Here is a 19,087-nt window from a genome sequence, read left to right on the forward strand (position 1 = left end):
TGCATATAAATAGTAAGGGGAATTTTTACATTAAAGACAATAATAATAATGCCCAAAACTTATGCATTGAGTACTACCAAGGTTTATTAAAGAGACTATCGGGCATCTATAGGACAGATATCCGTTTTTGGAGAAATAAAATAAAAAGGGAAGTTTATTAACCTCCCTTTAAACTATTTACTTTTAATTTAAGACTTTCCTAAAATCCTGAACATCCCAGTTCCGCAAGTTGGGCATTTGCCTTTCATTGCTTTTCTACCATTTTTCATGGTTACTTCAGCAGCATCCTTGATTTCTTTTTTGTCTTTACATTTTACACAATATCCTTCCATAATAACTATTTAGATTTTGGTTTGATTAAACTATATTTAAATATAGTTTTAATTTACAAGACAACAAATAAAAACCATGAAAAATCATTTTTTACTCTACTTTTTAGCCTAAAATGACTCTTTCTATAGATTTTTATAATCCAATCAATAATATACTAGAGCAAAATGAGATTTAATCCCAAATTGAAAAACTTTAGTATCTATAAAAATATTTTATTAAAAACAAAAAAAGCCCTAAAATTAGAGCTCTTTTAAATATTACTTATATCAACGTTAAATTTTAGAATTTTTAAAATTACCGTCAACCAATCTCCAAATATTTAGTGGATTCTCATTTTTCAATTCGTCTGGTAAAATGGCATTAGGGTAGTTTTGAAAACAAACTGGTCTAACAAAACGTTTTATGGCTCCTGTTCCTACAGATGTTGATTGTGGTGCTGTTGTTGAAGGATATGGTCCTCCGTGAACCATAGAGTGGCAAACTTCCACACCTGTTGGGTATCCATTAACAATAATTCTTCCAACTTTTTTTGGCAAAATATCAAACAACTCTTTATATTCCACTAAATCTTTATCTGTTCCAAAAACAGTTGCTGTAAGATGTCCAGATAAATTTTTAGCTGCTTCAATAATTTCACTTTTTGAATTAGCCTCTACCAAAACACTTGAAGGCCCAAAGTTCTCTTCAGATAAATCTTCATGTTGGTTAAAATTCTCTATGGATGTTTTAAACACTCTTGGAGTCCCGGCATTTGGAGAATCACCATTCAAACCAACCGAAAACTCTTCTACATTCCCTACGCCTAAGGTTCTTTCAATACCTTTATCGTAAGCTTTTTTAATTTCTGGTGTCAACATAACCCCAGCTGGCGATTCACTTATTTTAAGTTTTAATTGGTTATAAAATTTACTAAGGTCATCCGATTTCTGTACAAATGATAATCCAGGGTTAGTACAAAATTGTCCTACTCCCAACGTAATAGATCCCGCCATACCTGCAGCAATCTCTTCACCTTTTTCTTTTAATGCTTCCGGCAAAATAAAAACCGGATTTGTACTACCCATTTCGGCAAATACAGGAATAGGTTCTGGGCGTGCATTTGCGTAATCAAATAAGGCTTTACCTCCACCATAAGAACCTGTAAATCCTACCGCTTTTACACCTGGGTGCTTAACCAAAGCTTCACCTACAAATCTAGCGTTTCCAAGAATTAAGGAAAATGTGCCTTTTGGCATACCACAAATATCTATAGCTTTTGCAATAGCATCAGCTACCATTTTAGAAGTTCCAGGATGTGCTTTATGACCTTTTACAATAACAGGGCAACCCGCAGCCAAAGCGGATGCCGTATCACCTCCAGCTGTTGAAAATGCTAAAGGGAAATTACTAGCTCCAAAAACCACCACTGGACCTAATGGCATTAACATATGTCTAATATCTGGCTTAGGTAAAGGAGCCCTATCAGGTATGGCGGTATCAATTCTTGCATCAACCCAAGAACCTTCTCTCACTAAGGTTGCAAATAATTTTAGCTGACCCATGGTACGGCCTCTTTCTCCTTGTAATCTGGCTATAGGAAGACCGGTTTCTAAATGGCACCTTTCTAAAAGGGCATCTCCTAAGTTTAATATTTCTTCTGCAATCTGATCTAAAAAAGCAGCTTTTTTATTATTATCAATTTTTTTATAAATATCAAAAGCAGCTGTAGCTTTATTAACAACCGAATTTATATGTTCTAAGGTTGCATTTTCAAATGATCCTTCTAATTCTTCATTAGTTGCCGCATTTATTGCGTAAAATGTACTTTGATTACTCATTTATATTTGGTTTTTATATTTTATCTAAATTATTATATTCTTTTCTAGTAGATTATTAAAATCGAGGTTTTGAAAAGAGACTAAAAATACAAAAAAATATAATTAATAGTAGCCATATTACATAGTTTAAAGTTTAATTAACTTTTATAAAAAATTGGATACAATATGATTTATTAAATATAAGTTATTGACACTAAATTTAGGATATGATTTTATAGTACTTAAATTAGATAACCAAATAGTATTATAATTTTTATAAAACAAAAAAGCATCCCAATTTTCTGTAAAGAAAAAAGCATCCTTATCCATTGGTTTAACCAATTATTGTATAAAAACAACTTTGTTTTGCAAACAAAACGTTTGTTTTATATTTTTACCTTAGCATCTATAATCTATTCTATTAATTTTTTACTTAAAAATATCATTCTTGATATTCTTCATTTAAAATTTAAAAAATCATATTTAGTTAGATATTCTTTTTTATCAATATTAATCATTTCGTGAAGTTTCTCAACGGTTAATGCTTTATTGATATACCCTGAACATAATGGATGCCTTAATGCTTTATATATATCATCTGGACTAGATGAAGATGAAAGCATAATGATTCTTAAATTTTCAACCTCTAAACTCCCCTGCTTTTCGAGTGCATCAAGAAATTCAAACCCATTACACTGAGGCATATTAATGTCTAAAAACATAACATTCGGTCTTGTTGTGTAGTTAAGATTCTTTTCGTGTAAAGAAATTTTCAGGTATTCTAGAGCAGATAAAGCCCTTTCAAAATGTATAACCCTTATTTTTTTATCATATGTTTCAATTACTTTTTTATTGACAAACAAATCAATTTTATTATCGTCAACTAACATTATGTTTCTAATTGGTATCATGCTGTTTTGATGTATATAAAGTTTTGTAATTTTATTTTAAAGCAAGACCCCTCATTAACTTTACTAGTTACTTTTATTTCTCCATTTAAATTTTCTACAATGTTTTTAACAATATACAATCCAAGACCAGAACCTGGTGTGTCTTCAATATTTTCTCTGTAATACAAATCAAATATTTTAGAAAGATTCTTTTTTATAATGCCTATTCCATTGTCTTTAACGGTAAACACAATGCCATCTTGGATATTATTAATTTTAATTTCAATAATTGACCTAACTTGAGATTTTTTTGAGATACTATATTTAATAGCGTTTTGAATTAGGTTTTGAAATAAGGAATTCATCAAATCAACACTTGAGTAGTATTCAATTGAATCTGGAATATCAATTTTAAAATCAATAGATTTAAAATTTTCTAACCCATTTAAGGATTTTAAAACATTATTTATAATTTTATTGAAATCAATACGACTTATTTCCCTGCTTTTTTCACAGACCATAGAGGCAAGGCTTAAATTTTCAACTACCACCTTGCCTCTATTGAGAGAGGCATCTAGCATGGACGTTAAATTTAATACACTATCATTTATCTTTTCTTGTTTTATAAGATTTACAAGCCCTTCTGCTGATGATATTGGGGCTTTAAGATCGTGTGCAGACCGATACAGAAATAACTCCAATTCTTTTGTTTTGCTTATTAATCTGTTCTCTAAATTTTTTCGTTTAGTAATATCCAACATCATGGCACAATAAAAGGTAGAATTCCGTGTTTTCCATTTGCTTAATGCAAATTCTACAGGAAATTCTAACCCGTTTTTATTTAACGCCTTCATTTCAACAGTATCGCTGGTGCTAAAGTCTTCAAGATTTCCTACTGCACTTAGCAATTCGATTAAACTCGATTTTCTGCTTTTGTTTGCTATTAATTTTGTTAAGTATTCACCAATTATCTCACTTTCTGCGTATCCAAAAGCAAGCTCAGCACCTTTGTTCCATTCTGTAATTTTTCCTTCATCATCAACCACAACGATAATCCCTACCTTCATAGATTGAAAAAGATTATGGTACCTTGACTCATTCTCTATTAATTTTTGTTTAACATCCCTAATATTTTTTACTTCTTGAACAGAAATTCTGGCAGATATAACTAAGCCTTTACTATTAAGAACTGGAACAATTTGTGATATAAAAAAGGTTTGAACTCCCTCTTTGTTAAAATCCATAGTTTCATAACGATTTGGCTTAGCATTATTGAAAACATTCTTAACGACATTCTTTACCTTCTCATGAAAAATAGGATTAATAAAATTATATAAACTACTACCAACAATCTCTACTATACTAAAACCATCTATCCCTTGGCTTATGTTTAAAATATCACCAAACTCATTAATTGACAGAATTACTTCTGGAATATTACCTTTAAAAGTTTTAAACTCAATTCCTCTATTTACAAGTTTTAAATTCTTTTCAGTTTCTTGAGTAACATCAAGATAAAAAGCCACATATTTATCTATCATGCCTTTGCTGTTTCTTACTGGAATTATTGTAGCTTCCATCCAAAACATTTTACCAGAACTTGTAAAACTGGAAAGTATTCCTTTCCAAATTTGACCCCGTTTTATGGTTGCCCACAAACCTTTATACAATGGATTAACATGTCGCTCAGATTTTAAAAGCAAATTGACCTCTCCTACAAGTTGTTCATTAGAAGATTCTACAAGCTTGCAAAATTGAGCATTTACATAGATAATACGCCCTAGAATATCCATAATGGAAATACTCGTCTGACTCTTTAAAAAATCCAGTAAAATATTTTCTGGATTATCTCTCCAGATTTGTTGATTTATTAGTTTCATTAAATTTTATTTCTCTTTATTACAATAATCAAAGTCTTCATTTAGTGTTGTCAAAAATTTTATTGAAGAATCTTCAATATTTTATAAATACTCTATTAATTCTTTTTTAAAATCATTTTATCAAGTTCTACATTGGCCGTTTCAATATATTCAACATTCAACTTCGTAATATCTAAACACATTGCCACAAAACTCTCTACAACACCTTTGCTGTCTTTTAACGGCACAATAGTAGTTTCTAACCAAAATGACTTTCCTTCTTTTGTCTTATTAGATAAAACGCCTTTCCAAATGTTTCCATTCTTAATAGTTATCCATAATTCTTTATAAAAAGGATCTTTATGAATATTCGATTTAAGTAAACTATTATTCACACCTATAAGTTCTCTTTCTTCACAACCTATTATTGAGCAAAAACGATCATTGGCGTATACTATACGTCCAAGATTATCTGAAACTGAAATAGCCACATTGCTTTCTATAAATTTTGAAATGGCGATCTCGGGGCTTGTTCGCCACATATAATATTTAAATGCCTCCATCTAATGTTTTTTTAACTTTAATTAAATACTCTAATGCTTCATCATAATCCTTGAATATTTTAAAAGGAGTAGTTGGCTCATAAATTCTTTTGTACGTGTTTATTAATAATTTAGTATTTATTGAATTAATTACATAAGCTTCTGAAATTCTTATTTTTTTAAAAACAACATTATTAGCAAACAATTTGGCCGTCTCAATGCTAAAATTGCTTTGAACATCTCTGACATCAATTAAAAATGGCATTGGATTGCCTTGAGACAATTCAGAAATAGCTTTTTCATATTTTTCTATAGCATCTACTTCTAGTGTGAGATAAGTACCTTTATTTTGGAATTCGCAAAAAAGAATGCCTCTAGAGTCTGTCCAAAATCTAGTCTTATTAATTATAATTATTCTTTTGTCTGTAATCATTTAGTATGGGCATAAAAATTTTGATGGGTTTCTAATGAATATTCAATGGCCTTATTATAGTTCATGAAAATTCTATTGGGAATAATCGAGTCATAGATTCTTCCAAATATGGTAAGTACAAATTTTAAAAAATAGGAATTGACAACAAAAGACTTTGATAGTATAGCTAATTTAAGCTCTGGCCTTTTTGATAATATTAAAGCTATAGAAAAAGCATAGTTCTTATCTAATTTCCTAAGATCTATAAGTAATGGAAAATATCCACCATTTGATAACTTGGTAATTGCTTTTAAATATTCTTCTGAAAAATATTCGCTAAACTTTTTTATGCAATTATCATCTGAAAATTCACAAATAAGCACACCATCTTCTATCCAAAATTTAGCTTTTTTACATTTAATCTTATTGCACATGTCTTCTATTTGATTAAAAACTGAAAGACAATTGGTGTGCCAAAGCACCTCAAGTAACAATAAAATTAATTCAACTATTTGATTTTTAGCTATTTAAAATATGCTTAAAAAAATAAAGATTAAAAAATACTCACGGAATACCGTTGTAAAAATGAATAAAAAATTGAAATTCACGGAATACCGTTAGTTTGTAGAAGATTTATTTATGCCCAATTTTTTCATTCTGTCTCTTAAAGTACTGGGCTTCATATCAAGTAATTTTGAAGCACCATTAGACCCATCAATTTTCCAATCGCATTTTTCAAGTATTTTAAGAATGTGATTTCGCTGTACCTCATTAAGGGTTAAATTAGACATGGAAATAAGTCGTTCCTTATTAGCCTCTTGAGAACTGATGCTTGAAAGCATTAATGAATCAGAATTAGATAAAATTACTGCTCTTTCAATCAAGTTTTCTAATTCCCTAATATTACCTGGCCAATCATGGTCTTGAAATTCTTGCATAGCAATATCTGATACATATTTTATGTTCTTGCCATAATCTTTACTGAACTTATTAATAAAATGCTCCACTAAAAGAGGTATATCTTCACGTCTATCCCTTAATGCTGGCACTGTTATTGGAAAAACATTTATTCGAAAAAACAAATCTTCCCTAAATCGTTTAAGCTTAATTTCTTCTTTCAAATCTTTATTGGTTGCGGCAATAATCCTAACATCAAGCTTTTTGGTTTTATTCCCTCCAACAACCTCAATTTCACCTTCTTGCAGAAATCTCAGAAGTTTAGGCTGCATTTCTAATGGCATTTCACCTAATTCATCTAAAAATAATGTGCCACCATCAGCTAATTCAAATTTGCCTATTTTATCAGCTACGGCACCAGTAAACGAGCCTTTAACATGCCCAAACAATTCGCTTTCTATAAGCTCCCTTGGTATCGCGGCACAATTTATTTTGATTAAAGGTTTCTTATTTCTTAAACTTATATTGTGAACGGCTCTGGCAAGTAATTCTTTCCCTGTGCCAGATTCTCCAAGCAAAAGTACCGTGGCGGTTGTTGGAGCCACTTTTTCAATTTCTGTTAGCACATTACTAAATGCTTCACTTCCATATACCATTTCTTCATAATTGAAAACAAGATCGATTTCATTTCTTAAATAAATATTTTCACGTTCTAATTGATGACTTAAATCATCTAATTTTGCAACCGTTTCAGAAAGTTTTAAATTTAAATCGACTAAATTCTTTTCAGCTAATTTTCGCTCATTGCTTTCAACTATTAATGACACTATACTAGCTATAGATGCAGCAAACTCTTCTTCGTCACTAGTCCAAGTTCTTTCTTCACCTATATGCTCAAAACAAATAATACCATAATGCCCATTGGCACCAGTAATAAATAAATCCATTATAGAAGATATTTCATTAGGTTTTAGATAACTTTTATTAAAACCTTTAGTAATATCATTGCTAAGTGCATTGCTAACCGTTATGGTTTTGAATTTTGCCAATGCATCAAAATAAGCAGAATTATCAGCTTTTTTAATTGTTAACCCATCCAAATATGATTTGTTTTTTGAAGTATATAGTTTTTCACAAAATATTTTTGTTTTATCCTTATTAAAGCTCCAAATACTTACTCTTTCAACATTTAAAGTTTCAGCTGATAAAGAGGTTATTTTTTCTAAAGAAAATTCAAAATCACTCCCAACAAGTCCAGCCAACTCTAATATAACTGCCTTTTTTTGAGTAGATTTTTTAGCTATATCTTCCAGGGTCTCTTGAACCTTTAATTCTTCTGAAATATCTTTCATGGTGCCAAACAAAGCAATAACATCCCCTTTATCATTCTTTATATTACCTGTTAAAAATGAAGCCCAAAATGGTTTACCACTTTTTTTAATGAACTCAAATTTGAACGATGGCGCCTCGCCATGAGCTACTTTTTTGTTTGTTTTTCCAATTTTATCAAAATCTTCCATCTTGGCAAAAGGATATGGCAACTCCATACCAATTAACTCTTCTTTAGAATATTCGAGAATTTTACAGGTTGAATCGTTTACCATTATAATTTTGCCTTCTAGATTTACAATTATTAGTCCTTCTTGCATGGACATAACTAGATTATCGGTAAATTCTTTGGAAAGCTTTAAATCTATTTCTACTTGTTTCCGTTCGGTAATATCCCGAATTACTCCTATTAGATATTTATTACCAGCATCATCAATGAATCTGGTTTTTTTTGTAGAAATTATCCGGGGTTTTTCTCCTCTAACAGTAAGGCTCTCTTCATTAATATTCTCAATGCCTGTTGAAAGCACTTGTTTGTCAATACTTAAAAAACTTTCTCTTTCTTCTGGGGGCACATCTTCAGCCAATGTTTTTCCAATGATATCTTCTCTAGAAAGATTAAAAAGAGAGCAAAAAGCATTATTGGCCAAAAGTAAACGGCTTTCACTATCTTTTACAAACATGGGATCTCCAATATTATTAATAATGTTATCGAGGTACCTTTCTTTTTTTATTAAAAGCTCTTCTGCTTTTTTACGATGTGTTATATCTTGAAAAAAAACTGAAACTCCGTCTTTAGAAGGAACTACACGATTTTCGTACCAACGATCCCATGGTTGATAATAATCTTCAAATGAAATTGTTTTTTGGGTTTCTAGAGCTTTATGATAATTATTATAAAATGGTTGCCCAATTCCTTCTGGAAATTCTGTCCAAATATGTTTTCCTATTAAATTTTCTGATTTTCTGCCAAACATTTTGGCTGCCCTTTTGTTAACATACGTATAAACCCAATCGTTGTTGAGCGATATAAATCCATCTGTCATATTTTCAATGGAATCTATAATGAAGTCTTGAGCAAATAAAAAATTTTCGACATTTTTAATAAGTCTCTTTTCGTGCTCGTCTTTTTGTAAATGTAAGTCCTCTATATCACTCAGCCAGTTTAAAACAAACTCTTCACCATTAATTGTAATAACATAAAAACTCATTAAAATTTTCTTGTCGAGTCCGCTTTTTAATCTTATTGAACTTTCATAGTTAGTAACTGACTTTTCTTTCAGTATTTTTTTTCTTATGAATTCCCTATCCTCTAAACTTAACAATTCAAGATCGTATACTGTTTTACCAATTGCTTCTTTTTTTGTGTAACCAGTTAATTTTTCCCATGCTGAATTTACAAACTCAATTTTTTTAGTAGTTAAACTTGAAATTGATTTTGGTATGGGGCTATTTTTAAAAAGACCAATAAATAATTTCATCTTTTCAATTTTAGAAATTTTATTTAGGCCTTGCGGAGTTCTCATTTTAAAATCAATTTACTAAGATTATGATGTATTGGAAAGCTATAGTATAACCTCTAAATATAATAATTTATTTTGATTTGTAAGAAAATAATGGAAAAATAAATAATATGCGGTTTTATATAGTTTTACGTCATAAAAAACCACAAAAGAATCTTGTATTTGCTTTTTATAAAGCACAAGAAATATAAAGCAGAACTCTGTTTTAAACAAAAAAGCATCCCAATTTTCTATAAAGAAAAAAGGAAAGCTTTCCATTGGTTCAAACTAATTTTATTTCAGCATTTTAACTACAAATGAATGAACACTAAATGATGCTTTTTTCATTTATTTAGACTTTTATCTTTTTAAAGCAAAATGTCCTTTAAATTGTCTCCCATCTTCCAATTTTACACGAAACCAATAATCATCTGAAGGAAGCATTGATCCATTAAAAGTTCCATCCCAACCATTGGAGGTAGTTGTCAATTGTTTTAGTAGCTTTCCATAACGGTCGTAAATAAAAATATCACTATTGGCTTGGAATTGTCCATTTATACCCTCAAAACGCCAAAAATCGTTGATACCATCCCCATTGGGCGTAAAATATTTTGGATATCCAATAACAGATATATCAATGAACCTAACATCACAATCATTTCGGTCCCTGATATAAAGCGTATGGATACCAGCTTTTACATTTTCAAAATAGGGTTCATCTTGATAAAAGGAAAATTGGTCGTCAAGTGCAAATTCATAATCACCAGATTCTAGATTGGCCACATCTATAGATATGGAATTATTATCCGAGCTATCAACTACCGTTATATCATTCAAAAAGCCGGGAAGAAGACTTACTATATGCTGGTCATAAATAATTACGGTAGTAGTGCTGTTTGTGGTCTGTCCATCATCAGTAGATATCACAGTAACTTCATAAATGCCGGGAGCTGAAAAAACATGTGTTGGCTCCAAGTTTGTTGAAGTATTATGTATTCCAGAGCTGGGGTCTCCAAAATCCCAAACGGCAGAATCTACCGTATCCGATAATTCAAACATGGTTGCACTACCAAAACAGATGTTTTCAAAAGAGATAGTTCGATTGAAATAAGATTGGATAAATGGTGGAAGTCCTAATTTTGAAATTTTCCCGTCAAGATAAATGGCTTCAACCTGGTAATTGCAACTTAATCCTAAACGATTTGGATTATTAATAACATCTATGTGGTCCAAATTCCATTTTGAAATATAAATTTTACCATCGGGTCCTAATTGTAAGGCTCCAAAATTTTGATTGGCTTTTGCGGTGGCTATTAGAACCCTTGAATTAAAAATATCAGTTTCATTATTAAATTCTAGGTTAAACTGAGTTAACGCTTTATCTTCTGCAATATCAGCCGCATATAGAAATTTGCTATTTGGCGAAAATTCGAGTCCATAAACAACAATCTGTAAATTCATATAATTGGAGACCTGTCCCGTTACTGGGTTAAAATCACATAATGCTAGACGTGAATCAGCTACATTGGAAATAGCTATTTTCTTGCCGTTTGGAGAGATTTTCATAGCACCAAAATAGTTTCCATTTGTAGTACCTCCCAATGCACTTATTACAGGGGTTGTATTAACGCCTGAACTTGTCACCTCATAAGCTATAAATTCATTATTTTCCCATTTATGTGAAACTACCCAATAAGAATTAGACAATGGGTTTTTTATGGCAGTAACTTGTTCTGTGGTACGGGCAAACAAAAAATTATTTTTACTTGATGTAACACCTCCCATACCTCTATCTAAAGACATATCAACTTCCGAAAACTGCAACCCATTAAGATGGGCTTCGGAATCGACCGTGAAAATATAATAGATATTTGGAAAATCTGGCTTTGGTACAATGATCGCTGAATTTGTACTGGAAAAATGGCCTTTTAATCCCGTGCCATTCATCATGATATTATGATTTCTGTTCCATACCGTCATTCCATCTGTATAAAACAATAATTGCCCTTCTTTATTGGATATGGTGGCACAACCTTCTTCGGTTACCAATTTACCATCTGTTATAACTACGGGGCTACCACTATTAAAATCCAGACCAGCATTATAACCAAAATACCAAATATTGGCCTCTTTTTGGGCATGAAAAACCCATGGGCTAAATAGTAAAATAAAAACTGAAAGTTTAAATATTTTGTCCAATTGGTATCATTTATAAATTTAAATATATCCATTTAAACTATAATATTTTACTACTTGAATCTGTTTTAGACAATCTGATTCTATTTAAAGTCAAAAGGAAAGATTTAAATAGGAAGATTGAACACCATAAAACAAAAAATTGCTCTTTATATATCAAAACAACTGATTATCGGATAAATAGCAATCAACAATCTAAATTTATTACATTTATTTTCTGTCATTTAGCAACTGGTTAATAGCGGTTTAGTTTAATCTAATCAATCAGCTATGCTAAAAAAAACATTATTGTTTTCAAACAAATGTTCCATTACTTCAAAATTGGAACAACTTGTTATAAATTCTGAAATCACAAACAAAACCATTCCCATTGAAGATATTGGCTTTATTGTTATAGACCATCCTGAAATTTATATTAGTATTCCTGCGCTAAATTTACTTGTTGAAAATAATGCATCTGTTATTATTTGCAATAACTCACACCTACCAAACGGCATGTTCCTAAATTTGAATAGCCACCACATTCAACAAGAAGTATTTAAAACACAAATAGAAGCTAGTGCTCCATTAAAAAAACAATTATGGCAACAAACCGTTATTGAAAAAATTAAAAATCAAGGTCTTTTATTAGAGAAAATAACATCCAATAAAAATAATTTTGAGTTTTTGGCAAGTAAAGTATTGAGTGGTGATACCTCAAATATGGAAGGTGTTGCAGCCAACTTTTATTGGAAATCATTTTTTGACATAGATTTTAAACGTGAACGTTTTGGTGATTACCCAAATAACTTTCTAAATTATGGTTATGCTATTTTGCGAGCCGCAACTGCCAGAGCGTTGTCTGGAAGCGGATTGCTGAATACTTTAGGAATTCATCATAAAAGTAAATACAATGCCTTTGCTTTGGCAGATGATATTATGGAACCTTTCAGACCCATTGTTGATGAGGCTGTACATTATGTTATGCAACATTATGATGACCAAGATTTAACTACTGAAATAAAAGCAGAACTACTACAAATATTAACCCGAACGGTTTATTTTAAAACCGAAAAAAGTCCGTTAATGGTGGCTTTACAAAAAACCGCAAGCTCTTTACAACAATCCTATAGTGGCGAACGCAAAAAAATAAAATATCCAAAATTATGGAACTAAACGGTTATAGGCTTATGTGGTTATTTGTATTTTTTGATTTACCAACCGATACGGCAAAAGACCGCAAAAACGCCGCAGGTTTTAGAAAAAACATCATGAAAGATGGTTTTACTATGATGCAGTATTCTGTTTATATGCGCCATTGCGCCAGTAGTGAAAGTGCCGATGTACACGAAAAGCGGCTTAAAAAATTACTCCCTCCGCTAGGAAAAGTAAGCGTTTTACGAATAACCGATAAACAATTTGGTAATATTATGAACTTTTGGGGACGTTCTGAAGTGCCCAAAGAACCTCAACCCACACAATTGGAATTGTTTTAAAATAAAAAATGCCTCAATCTTGCCTTATCACTGCAAAAAAGAAGCATTTTTTATTATGATATTTTACGATATTCTCTTGATTATTAGAAGATAACGAACCAACTAATATCGTGTTTTGGCTATGCCGAATCTCGTTCCTCGATTTCTAATCTTTAATCAAATCGAAAAATTCGGGATTTAACTATGAAAACAACTGTTCATTATTTTTCGATTCACAAACACTCCAATAAAATAAAAGTGATGTGTTTGTAAACCACCTCAATAAAAAAAATGCCTCAATCTAGCTTTATCACTGCTAAAAAGAAGCATTTTTTATTACGATATTTTATGATATTCTCTTGATTATTAGCAGGTAACGAGCCAGCTAATATCGTGTTTTGGCTATGCCGAATCTCGTTCCTCGATTTCTAATCTTTAATCAAATCGAAAAATTCGGGATTTAACTATGAAAACAACTGTTCATTATTTTTCGATTCACAAACACTCCAATAAAATAAAAGTGATGTGTTTGTAAACCACCTCAATAAAAAAAATGCCTCAATCTAGCTTTATCACTGCTAAAAAGAAGCATTTTTTTTAACGACATTTTACGATATTCCCTTGATTATCAGAAGGCAACAAGCCAACTAATATCGTGTTTTCTAATCTTTAATCAAACCACAACATATTATCATGCATCCCATATCTGGTAGTTAATATCGTGTTTTCTAATCTTTAATCAAACCACAACTACTGAGCGTTTGATGAAAAAGAAGTGTTTAATATCGTGTTTTCTAATCTTTAATCAAACCACAACATGATCCCAATGTATAAAGAGTAATGTAGTAATATCGTGTTTTCTAATCTTTAATCAAACCACAACGGTACAGCAGCAACCCAAGAATGGGTAAATAATATCGTGTTTTCTAATCTTTAATCAAACCACAACATAATAGCGTAAGCATTAAGTACGCCTACAAATATCGTGTTTTCTAATCTTTAATCAAACCACAACGGATGACGAATTTTAATAAGCGATTGGGCTAATATCGTGTTTTCTAATCTTTAATCAAACCACAACTAGTGTTTATCAATCACGTTACCGTAAAACAATATCGTGTTTTCTAATCTTTAATCAAACCACAACTAAATGTCTAACTACTACATTAGACCCATAATATCGTGTTTTCTAATCTTTAATCAAACCACAACTTGATAACATTTCCAAGAACTTCAGCCAATAATATCGTGTTTTCTAATCTTTAATCAAACCACAACTTAACTTAAACCCATTACTGTTATAAGAAAAATATCGTGTTTTCTAATCTTTAATCAAACCACAACAGAAAATCCGTTGGCAGAAAATCGGGAGATTTTCCGTTGTGGTTTGAGATGTTTAAGATTATGAAAATCTTATGTCAAAGAACGTAAAGCAAATTTAGTTAAGAATAATTTTTCCTGTCGAAGTCATAATAAACTCATAACCTTCAACTAAAATATCTAATTTGCTAACTTGTAGTCTAACTTGTTCCAAAGGATTTTCAAAATCTACATTATAAAACTCTTTAAGTTCACTAGCTTGTTTAGCTTCAAAATGAGACCTAAAAGTTAATCTACCTTGTGCGTCAAACTTTGATAACCTATATAGTCTTTTATTTAAATCTTTTACACTAATATCATAAATTTCATCAGCAGAATCTTTGTAAAATAAAACCATCATCCCTTTTTTAAGGATATATTTTAAAGGCAATCCTGTCTTACCATGAGGATTTTCAACAATACTATATTCTTGGTTAAATTCTCTATTACTTAATTTAAAGTATTGTCCCGCTTCTTTATTATTTATCGATTCAAAAGCTCTTTTTATTTTACCTTTCTTATCTATTCCTTCATAAATGGCAATTCCATAATTCTCGTCATTTTGTCCATAAACTTTCTGTTTATGCTCGTGTCTAGATTTTGAAAATAAACTATGTTCTTTTATTTCTAATGGATTCTTTACTGAATTGGCATAAATTCTAACTTTATTGATTGGAACCTGCTTTTCTTCATTCATCCAAACTTTTCCGTCTAATTTATTTTTCTGTTGAGCATTTGACGAAAGTAACAGCACTTTATTTGCAACAGCTTCTTTTATTTTTTCTTTTACTGATTCATCAACAATATTTTCAATATCATTGGCTTTTAAACTTTCTAAATCTTTCCGAATAACATAGCGAATCTCTTCTGTATTTAAAGGGTCTTTAATAGCTCCATAAATACTGTCTTGATGCAACGAACCTCTGATAGTATCTCCTTGTTGTAATCTTGGAAGTTTTTTTCCGTGTTTATCTAATTTGTAAATCGTCTTTCCATTACTGTCTTTTTTAGGAACTGCTTTTCCGTTTACATCTCTTTCAATTTCGGCTACATATTGTTTTTTGCCCCGAACTCTGATAATCTTTTTAGACTGTTTTTTTACGTTATCTGGCGTATAATGAGAAACCAAAATTTCTTCTTCAATTTTTAGCAAATCTTCTTTGAAGGTTTTCCAAGGCTTCGCTTGTTCTATAATGGCTTTCGCTTCTTTTTTATTTTGTTCATCTTCCAATTTCCAAGCATAAGCTAAAACATCATATTTATCTTTAGTCATACATGCAATTGTTATAGCATCAATGGTGTGATGTGTGTGTTTACTTCTATCTTTTTCTTTATATTGTTTAAAACCATTTTCATCAATAAAACTTTCTTGAATTCCCCATTGTTTTCTAAACTCGGCAACCATTCCTCCTTTTACGCTTTCAACTCTTTTAAAATATGATTTTAGATAAGCTTGTGCGTATTTCGTAATAATCCCCGTATCTGGAATTTGGCTATTTTTAAAGCCAACTTTGGGTTCGGTCCAAATAAATCGATCGTACTTTCCTTTAAGATAATCTCTTTTTAAAGACAGAAAATGCCTTCTTCTTATTTTCTTGTCTTTAACTTCTTTGGTTGACGCTGCTTTTATAGAGCGACTAATTGTATCAATTTCTCTTGATAAATTATCAGCTTCCTGTTTCCAATGCGCTATTCTTGGTAAAATTTCTGAATGATTACTCAACTCAATTGGCATTTTCTGCTTTTTAACTTCTCTATTAAAACGCTGACTACATAAAGTTTTATTCATTTGAGAATTATCCTGGGATATGCTTCTTGGAATTGTATGCTCAATATCATAAACAGGGTTACTTCCTATAATATCAGAAATACTAATATTATTTCCTTGCTCATAAATTTCGCACTTTCCTTGTTCTGTCCAAAGTTGGTAACGTAAAATATCTTCTTCGGTTGGTTCCACTTCTTTTTTACAGTCTTCAAAATAGAGCTTTTTTATTTCTTTGATTGCGTCTTCTCTAAATTTTCTGTTCTCATTCTGATAATCCTGAATTCCTTTTCTTTTGTTAGCATCATTTAATTCACGAGCCATTTCAATATGAATTCGAGTATTTTCATCAACTTGACCATCAAGAATAAGCGTATTCAAAACTTTTCTCAGTTGATGTAGCGCACGCATTGCCATTGGATTTTTAATTGAATTAGTCAAAGGACTTCCCAACACTACTTTTTCATTCCCAAATTCATCTTTGATGATTTTCTTTTTGAAAACGTCAATATCTGATGGATGATATAATTTTTTTAATTGCTTTGGATTACTACAAAAAACTTCTCCATCTTCGTTTTCTCCTGAAAGAAATTCTAAAACTTTTTCATCTAATCTCTTTATCTTTATAAACTCATATTTTTTTAATTGTCCTATAAAAATAGGGAATAAACTATCGAAGATTTCTTTTTGTTCCGATTCGTTTTCAACAGCATTGTTTTTATAAAATGAAACTAATTTATTGGCTAAATCTTTTTTATAAATGGATTCTGCTTCTTTGGAATAATATTCTTCTTTTAGTTTACTTTCTTTTATAAGTCCGTTAATTATTTCTAATTGATTTTTTTCAAAAGTGTAATTATCAACTATTTCAGCAATTTGATTTTTAATATAATGACGCTGTTCATCATTTTGCCAAATGTCTTTATCAACAATATTTTCAATGTTTGCCATAAAAACCGCATGAGAATAAAGTAACCCTTCTTTAATATAGGGTAGAATTTTTGTAATTGCTGACAAACTTAAACTGGCAAAATCTTTTTTCAATTTAGTTTTACTAAATGCTTTTGCGTTTTTATCATCAAATCCTAATTTTTCTTTGGCAAAATCAAACAGATAAATATCAGAAGTTGCAACTGAGAGTAAATGCCATAAATCTTTATAATCTACAGATTTTAAAACTTCCTCTTTTTTTGAATTGAATGTTTTATAAGTGAATATTTTAGTTTTCCAATCTTCTCCGATTACATTTCTCAAAGAAGCTGAAACTTGACAAGCCGAAACAGTGTCAGTTGGCTTGTAATTAAACCAATAAAAAAACTCGTTCTTCTTTGAAGATTTATAAAAACCAACACTTGTTCCTTTTTCAACTAACTCTTTGGCTAAAATTTCAAAATTAAAGTCGTTCTTTCTGTAGAATTTAGGAACCAACTTTGATTTTTCTTCTTGAGTTAAAAAGCGTAATGTTTTTTCACTTTGAGTTCCTACTTTTATGGTATTCAAATACGTCCACATTCTGTATTCTTCAAAATCAGGATGCGAAATGGCACAACGCGATTTACTTTTTTCAAAAGAACATTTGCCTATTAATCCTTTTTGTGATTTTAATGGTCTTTGAAAAAAAATTGCTCGATATAAATCTTTTGCTAGACCTGTAAATTTCTTTTCGGGCAGTTTTTCATTGTCATCAATTCCATTAATTCCTTGAACTTTACATATAATTATAAACTCTTCAAGATAATGTTCCTCCCTAGAAGTATATTGATTTCTGATTTTCCCTTTGTTATATAAACTATAAAAATATTGACCTAAGGTTTTAAAATTTCCATCAAGCATAGCTTGCGAAATTTCTTTAATTTCACCTTTTACCTTTCCTAAATCTTCTTTCTTATTTAATCGAACAATAAGTTCCTCTTTACATTTTACAACATCATTTTCATTCCTTTTGGCTATTGCAACCAGTGAATTATAAAGTGTTTTTAATTTCTTTTCTCCTTCATCCAAATCTTTTTTAAAACCTCCTTTTTCAGATAAATCAATGATTCCAAGATTAATAAAATAATCTTTTAGCTCATCAAAAATTGAATTTACAGAATCTAAATCTTCAATTAAAGACTGAATTTGAGGGTTATGCTCTTCAAAAACACCTTCTGCTGATTGGTCCAATCTATTACTTAAAAAACCGCGCCTTTGGGCAATGTGATATAAAGCTCGCCCTAATTCATATAAAGTTACTTTTTGTTTACTTGCTCTATCTCTAAAAAAATATGGATTGATATTTTCATCATCATTTGTTCGCAACCATGATATAAATTCAGGATTCAATGGATAATCTTTAAAACTTGACTTTTTCCACGCTTCAACTTCTTCTAGTGATAATGGACACATTCCATTTATAGACAAAGCTTTGAGTGTTTCGTATTTTCGTAACTTTCTACGATACTTAATTTTTCTTGCGCTTCTATAACTGGTACGCTCAGCCGCACGTGAACTTTCAATCCCTTTTTCAGATTTTACTCCTTCAGAAAATATTCTAACACCTTTATCTAATAAAGAAAAATCATTATTCTCTTTTTCAACAATTGCCCAACCAATACTATTAGTCCCCAAATCCAATCCTAAAATTCTTGCCATATTTGTACAAATTTTATTTCACAATAAAAATAATCTAAAAAAATCTAGTTTTTAAAAAATTAAAAATTAAATTTGCTTATCAAATATAAATATTTATATGTAACAAAAAATATAAACAAGGC

General features: G+C 30.5%; 12 protein-coding genes and 1 CRISPR repeat array. Of the genes, 2 read left to right on the forward strand and 10 right to left on the reverse strand.

Features of this window, described 5'->3' with window-relative positions:
- Window positions 1-188 precede the first annotated feature (188 nt).
- The 9 genes from CDH50_RS15100 to CDH50_RS05710 all read right to left on the reverse strand — a co-directional run bounded on the left by CDH50_RS15100 (window position 189) and on the right by CDH50_RS05710 (window position 11,759).
- Window positions 189-332: a DUF5679 domain-containing protein gene (locus CDH50_RS15100; RefSeq protein WP_157804943.1), complete on the reverse strand. Its 144-nt coding sequence runs from the start codon at window positions 330-332 to the stop codon at window positions 189-191.
- 273 nt (window positions 333-605) lie between these two features.
- Entirely contained in the window at window positions 606-2,150 is a 1,545-nt protein-coding gene (locus CDH50_RS05670; RefSeq protein WP_100611011.1) for an aldehyde dehydrogenase (NADP(+)), read from the reverse strand.
- 437 nt (window positions 2,151-2,587) lie between these two features.
- The gene (locus CDH50_RS05675) at window positions 2,588-3,040 is read right to left on the reverse strand and encodes a response regulator (protein ID WP_100611013.1); all 453 of its coding nucleotides are present in this window, start codon (window positions 3,038-3,040) and stop codon (window positions 2,588-2,590) included.
- A complete protein-coding gene (locus CDH50_RS05680; RefSeq protein WP_100611015.1) occupies window positions 3,037-4,899 on the reverse strand; it encodes a PAS domain-containing protein in 1,863 nt (620 codons plus the stop codon). The genes CDH50_RS05675 and CDH50_RS05680 overlap by 4 nt, the downstream gene beginning before the upstream one ends.
- A gap of 95 nt (window positions 4,900-4,994) precedes the next feature.
- Window positions 4,995-5,441 (reverse strand): PAS domain-containing protein, encoded by a 447-nt coding sequence (locus CDH50_RS05685; RefSeq protein WP_100611017.1) that lies wholly within the window; start codon window positions 5,439-5,441, stop codon window positions 4,995-4,997.
- Window positions 5,428-5,853 (reverse strand): DUF7793 family protein, encoded by a 426-nt coding sequence (locus tag CDH50_RS05690; RefSeq protein ID WP_100611019.1) that lies wholly within the window; start codon window positions 5,851-5,853, stop codon window positions 5,428-5,430. Before CDH50_RS05690 ends, CDH50_RS05685 begins: the two co-directional genes overlap by 14 nt.
- A complete protein-coding gene (locus CDH50_RS05695; RefSeq protein ID WP_100611021.1) occupies window positions 5,850-6,266 on the reverse strand; it encodes a DUF7793 family protein in 417 nt (138 codons plus the stop codon). The genes CDH50_RS05690 and CDH50_RS05695 overlap by 4 nt, the downstream gene beginning before the upstream one ends.
- Window positions 6,267-6,449: 183 nt before the next feature.
- The gene (locus tag CDH50_RS05700) at window positions 6,450-9,539 is read right to left on the reverse strand and encodes a sigma 54-interacting transcriptional regulator (RefSeq protein ID WP_198513437.1); all 3,090 of its coding nucleotides are present in this window, start codon (window positions 9,537-9,539) and stop codon (window positions 6,450-6,452) included.
- A gap of 381 nt (window positions 9,540-9,920) precedes the next feature.
- Complete coding sequence (locus CDH50_RS05710; RefSeq protein WP_100611027.1) at window positions 9,921-11,759, reverse strand: T9SS type B sorting domain-containing protein; 1,839 nt, start codon at window positions 11,757-11,759, stop codon at window positions 9,921-9,923.
- A 267-nt stretch (window positions 11,760-12,026) separates the two neighbouring features.
- Between CDH50_RS05710 and cas1 the strand changes: the two genes are divergently transcribed.
- On the forward strand, window positions 12,027-12,911 hold the full coding sequence (gene cas1, locus CDH50_RS05715) for a type II CRISPR-associated endonuclease Cas1 (RefSeq protein WP_100611029.1): 885 nt from the start codon (window positions 12,027-12,029) through the stop codon (window positions 12,909-12,911).
- Complete coding sequence (cas2, locus tag CDH50_RS05720; RefSeq protein WP_100611031.1) at window positions 12,902-13,231, forward strand: CRISPR-associated endonuclease Cas2; 330 nt, start codon at window positions 12,902-12,904, stop codon at window positions 13,229-13,231. The genes cas1 and cas2 overlap by 10 nt, the downstream gene beginning before the upstream one ends.
- A 628-nt stretch (window positions 13,232-13,859) precedes the next feature.
- Window positions 13,860-14,554: a CRISPR direct-repeat array (repeat unit 36 nt; unit sequence AATATCGTGTTTTCTAATCTTTAATCAAACCACAAC).
- 94 nt (window positions 14,555-14,648) lie between these two features.
- Here the strand turns inward: cas2 and cas9 are convergent.
- Window positions 14,649-18,965, reverse strand: a complete 4,317-nt coding sequence (gene cas9 / locus CDH50_RS05725) for a type II CRISPR RNA-guided endonuclease Cas9 (protein WP_100611034.1) — start codon at window positions 18,963-18,965, stop codon at window positions 14,649-14,651.
- Window positions 18,966-19,087: the final 122 nt, after the last annotated feature.

Source organism: Confluentibacter lentus (assembly GCF_002806995.1).
In the GTDB taxonomy this organism is placed as follows: Bacteria; Bacteroidota; Bacteroidia; order Flavobacteriales; family Flavobacteriaceae; genus Confluentibacter; species Confluentibacter lentus.